This is a genomic window from Streptomyces alkaliphilus (genome assembly GCF_014141535.1).
Lineage (GTDB): Bacteria > Actinomycetota > Actinomycetes > Streptomycetales > Streptomycetaceae > Streptomyces > Streptomyces alkaliphilus.
Genome location: NZ_VKHT01000351.1, coordinates 1 through 4,834 on the forward strand (window position 1 = coordinate 1; position 4,834 = coordinate 4,834).

The following is a 4,834-nucleotide window of genomic DNA, read 5'->3' on the forward strand; positions in this document are numbered from 1 at the left end:
AGCAAGGGGTGGGCCTGGGTGGCCACCAGATAGGGGTGGATCTCGCGGGGGTACTCGACGAACTCCACCAGCTTGTTGTCCGGCGAGGTGCCGGAGAACAGCAGCCCGGCCTTCTTCTCCAGCTCCGAACGGTAGGCGTTGTTCACCTCGTAGCGGTGCCGGTGACGCTCCTCCACGTACGGCTCGTCGGCGTACGCCTCCCGGACCACCGACCCCTCGGCCAGCTTGGCGGGGTACAACCCCAGCCGCATCGTGCCGCCCAGGTCACCCTCTCCGGCGACGATGTCGAGCTGCTCCTCCATGGTGGAGATCACCGGATGGGCCGTGGCCCGGTCGAACTCGGTCGAACCGGCGTTCTCCAGACCGGCCAGGGACCGGGCCGCCTCGATCACCACGCACTGCAGCCCCAGGCACAGGCCCAACAGCGGGACCCGGTTCTCCCGGGCCCAACGGATGGCGCCGATCTTGCCCTCCACGCCCCGCTCACCGAAACCGCCGGGAATGCAGACGGCGTCGACGTCACCGAGGTGTTCGCGGGCGCCGGCGGGGGTGCGGCAGTCGTCGGAGGTGACCCACTTCACGTGGACCCTGGCCCGGTTGGCGAAGCCACCGGCGCGAATGGCCTCGGTCACCGAGAGGTAGGCGTCGGGCAGATCCACGTACTTGCCGACCAGGGCGACCGTCACCTCGTGTTCCGGCGAGTGCACCCGCCCCAGCAGATCGTCCCACTCGGTCCAGTCCACGTCCCGGAAGGGAAGGTCAAGACGGCGCACCACGTAGGCGTCCAGGCCCTCGGTGTGCAGCACCTTGGGGATGTCGTAGATGGACTTCGCGTCGATGGCGGCGACCACGGCCGCCTCGTCCACGTCGCACATCAGCGAGACCTTGCGCTTGATGGAGACCGGCACCTCCCGATCGGCGCGCAGCACGATGGCGTCCGGCTGGATGCCGATGCTTCGCAGCGCCGCGACGGAGTGCTGGGTGGGCTTGGTCTTCAGTTCCCCGGAGGGTCCGATGTAGGGCAGCAGGGAGATGTGCACCACGAAGACGTTCTCGCGGCCGACCTCGTGCCGCACCTGCCGCACGGCCTCCAGGAAGGGCAGCGACTCGATGTCGCCGACGGTGCCACCCACCTCGGTGATCACCACGTCCACGTCCTCCGTCGCCATGCGACGGACCCGGTGCTTGATCTCGTTGGTGATGTGCGGGATGACCTGCACGGTGTCGCCCAGGTACTCACCGCGCCGTTCCTTGGCGATGACCGAGGAGTAGATCTGGCCGGTGGTGACGTTGGCGCTGGCGTCCAGGTCCACGTCGAGGAAACGCTCGTAGTGACCGATGTCGAGATCGGTCTCCGCGCCGTCGTTGGTGACGAACACCTCACCGTGCTGGAAGGGGTTCATCGTGCCGGGGTCGACGTTGAGGTAGGGGTCGAGCTTCTGCATCGTGACCCGCAGGCCCCGTGCCTTGAGCAGGGCGCCCAGGCTGGACGCGGTGAGGCCCTTGCCGAGCGAGGAGGCGACACCTCCGGTGACGAAGATGTGCTTGGTCGTCGAGGTGCTGAGCGGCATGGCCAAGAGAGCGCTCCCGTGGTCGCGAGGTCGATTGCACGTCGGCGCCGGGGGCGGGATGATGAGAAGTTCCGTCGGGGCGCCGCTGCTGCGGTTCGGGGGTTTTCGGCCCTCCGCTCCACGGACCACCAGCGTATCAGCGCCGGGAGGCGCCGACACGGCCCGCCCGGGGTCGGCCCGGCGTCCCCGGCGCGCTCCGGGCGCCCGGAGCGGCCCCCACAAGCCCTTTCCCGGGTGCGGAGGCGGGGCGCCGCCCGCTTCCCGGCCCGGTGGACGGGACGGTCCACCGGCCCCCCGGGGGTGGGAGTGGGCGCACACAGGTGCGACGGTGGGAAAACAGCCCGGCGCACCCTTCCCGCGCCCGTCGTTCCGCTTCGCGACGAGGTGGACGCGGAACACATGCCCGCGGCGTATTCTGCACGGACGCTCGCGGGCAGAACGCGGGACACGCCCCGGGTGGGGGAACGACACAGAGTGGGAGACGCAGGTGGCAGGGCGCATCGAGGACTACGGATTGATCGGCGACACGCAGACCGCCGCGCTCGTGGGCCGCGACGGCTCCGTCGACTGGTTGTGCCTGCCGCGGTTCGACTCCCATGCCATCTTCGCCGGCCTGCTGGGCACCGAGGAACACGGCTTCTGGCGGATCGGTCCCGCGCAGGGAGCCGGTGAGGAACCGGCCCGTGCCACCCGGCGCCGCTACAAGGGCGACTCGCTGATCCTGGAGTCCGAATGGGACACCCCGCGCGGCACCGTCCGGGTGACGGATTTCATGCCGCCCCGGGAGGGTGCGCCGCAGCTGATCCGCATCGTCGAGGGCGTCAGCGGTCGGGTTCCGATGCGGTCGGCGCTGCGCATGCGCTTCTCCTACGGCTGGGTGGTGCCGTGGGTGCACCGGGTCGGTGAGCGCACGGTGGCCGTCGCCGGTCCCGACTCCGTGTGGCTGGACACCACCGCGGAGACCTACGGCGAGAACCTGACCACCTACTCGGACTTCACCGTCGCCCCCGGCGACCGGGTGGCGCTCACCATCAGCTGGCAGCCCTCGCACCGCGAGGTGCCCCCGCTGCCCGAGCCCGAGGAGTCCCTGGCCGCCACCGAGGAGTTCTGGCGCGAGTGGGTGACGCACTGCACCTACCACGGCCCCTACCGGGAGGCCGTGGTCCGTTCCCTCATCACCCTCAAGGCCCTGACCTACGGCCCCACCGGCGGCATCGTGGCGGCACCGACCACCTCGCTGCCCGAGGAGATCGGGGGGTCTCGCAACTGGGACTACCGCTTCACCTGGCTGCGCGACGCCGCCATCACCCTGTCCTCACTGCTGCGCACCGGGTACCGGGAGGAGGCACGCGCCTGGCGGGAGTGGCTGTTGCGGGCGGTGGCGGGTGACCCGCAGAACCTCCAGATCATGTACGGCATCGCGGGTGAGCGGGAGCTGGGCGAGACCGAACTGGAGTGGCTGCCGGGGTACGAGAACTCCTCCCCCGTGCGGATCGGCAACGGCGCGGCCGGCCAACTCCAACTGGACGTGTACGGCGAGGTCACCGAGGCGCTGCACCTGGCGCACATGACCGGCCTGGCCCGCAACGACCACGCGAACCTGCTGCTGCTCAAGCTCATCGCGTACCTGGAGGATCACTGGAACGAGCCGGACGAGGGCATCTGGGAGGTCCGCGGCCCGCGTCGGCACTTCGTGCACTCCAAGGTGATGGCCTGGGTGGCGGTGGACCGGGCGGTGAAGCTGATCGAGTCCGGCGAGGTGGACGGCCCCCTGGAGAGGTGGCGGGAGTTGCGCGACGAGATCCACCGGGCGGTGTGCGAGCACGGCTACGACGCCGAGCGGAACACCTTCACCCAGTCCTACGGTTCCCGGGAACTGGACGCCTCGTTGCTGCTGATCCCGCAGATGGGTTTCCTGCCGCCGGACGACAAGCGGGTCATCGGCACGGTGGAGGCCATCCAGCGGGAGCTCTCCACACCGGACGGCTTCATCCTGCGCTACCCCACCTCCGGCGACGAGGAGGGTGTGGACGGCCTGGTGGGCGACGAGGGGGCCTTCCTGGCCTGCTCGTTCTGGATGGCGGACGACCTGGCGATGATCGGCCGGGTGGACGAGGCCCGGAAGCTGTTCGAACGTCTGCTGGCCCTGCGCAACGACCTCGGCCTGCTGGCCGAGGAGTGGGATTCCCGCCTCCAACGACAGGTGGGGAACTTCCCCCAGGCGTTCAGTCACGTCCCGCTGATCGACACGGCACTGCGGCTGACCGCCTCCGGCGCCTACGGCGGCTGAGGGGGTACCGAGGGCCGGCTCCCGGGGAATCCCGGGGCCGGCCCGACCATGTCCCGGACTCCTCCGGGTGCGGCGCCTCCGGCCCGAAACCACCCGAACGGCGGAACGCCCGGGCGGTGATCGGCCCTCCCGCGGGGCTCAGTGGCCGCGGAGGCGGACGAGTTCGTCGTAAACGGCGAGCAGCAGGGCGACCGCCCGCTCCTCGGCCCCGACGCGTGCGCCGGGGCGCTGTGGCGCCGGGAGACGCGGCAGCGGGGCGGGGGCGAGTCGGGCGTCCCCGGCACCACGTCGGCGGGCCCGGTCCAACAGTTCCGGTGTGTCGGCCAACACGACGGTCGCCGCAGCGGCCACCCGCCGCTCGACGGCGCGGCGCACCCCGGCCCGGACGCGCCCGCCCGGGGTGGTGATCTCCGGGTGATCGTCACCCGGCCGTACGGGCCAGCCCACCACCAGGGGAAGTCGACGACGCAGGGCCGCGGAGACCGCGGGCAGGCCGCCCGCGGGGCCGTGGGCGTGCACCACGTCGACATCGGCGGAGCGGGCCCGCACCTCGGCGATCCAGCGGCTGAGGGAGCCGCGCGGCAGGGGAACGATCTCCACGCCCCGGAACGCCGGCCCGGCCGGCCCCCAGCGTTCCACGAGTTCCGCCGGTGCGCAGACCGTGACGCGCACCCCTCGGGCGGGCAACGCCCCGGCGAGCACTCGGACCCGGGGGGCGAGGTGCCCCTCCCCGGGGCCGAGCAGGTGGAGAACGGCTGTGCGGGAGCGGCGCGGGGGAAGCGGGGCGAGTGGGCCGCCCGTGCCCCGGTCCGACCGCAGACCACCGCCGGTTGGTGCCATCACGACAGGACTCCTCGGTGGATGCGAGGGGACGAGGGGGAGAAGCTGTCTCTTATAAACATCTCCTAGCCCACGAGACTTGCATATACCTCGTATTCCGTCTTCTGCGTGTAAAAAAAAAGGTCTTCACACG

General features: G+C 71.0%; 3 protein-coding genes. 1 reads left to right on the top strand and 2 read right to left on the bottom strand.

Translation table 11 applies throughout. The annotated features are described in order from the left end of the window. On the bottom strand, window positions 1–1,571 hold a 1,571-nt coding region (locus tag FNQ90_RS12795), incomplete at its 3' end, for a CTP synthase (protein WP_182606492.1). Window positions 1,572–2,058: 487 nt separating this feature from the next. On the opposite strand from FNQ90_RS12795, the gene FNQ90_RS12800 reads away from it, so the two are divergent. After that, on the top strand, window positions 2,059–3,861 hold the full coding sequence (locus FNQ90_RS12800) for a glycoside hydrolase family 15 protein (RefSeq protein ID WP_143621437.1): 1,803 nt from the start codon (window positions 2,059–2,061) through the stop codon (window positions 3,859–3,861). A gap of 138 nt (window positions 3,862–3,999) precedes the next feature. On the opposite strand, the gene FNQ90_RS12805 is transcribed toward FNQ90_RS12800, so the two are convergent. Next, window positions 4,000–4,701 carry a glycosyltransferase family 4 protein gene (locus tag FNQ90_RS12805; RefSeq protein WP_228471090.1) on the bottom strand — a complete coding sequence of 234 codons (702 nt, stop codon included), beginning with the start codon at window positions 4,699–4,701 and terminating at the stop codon, window positions 4,000–4,002. Between the last annotated feature and the right edge of the window lie 133 nt (window positions 4,702–4,834).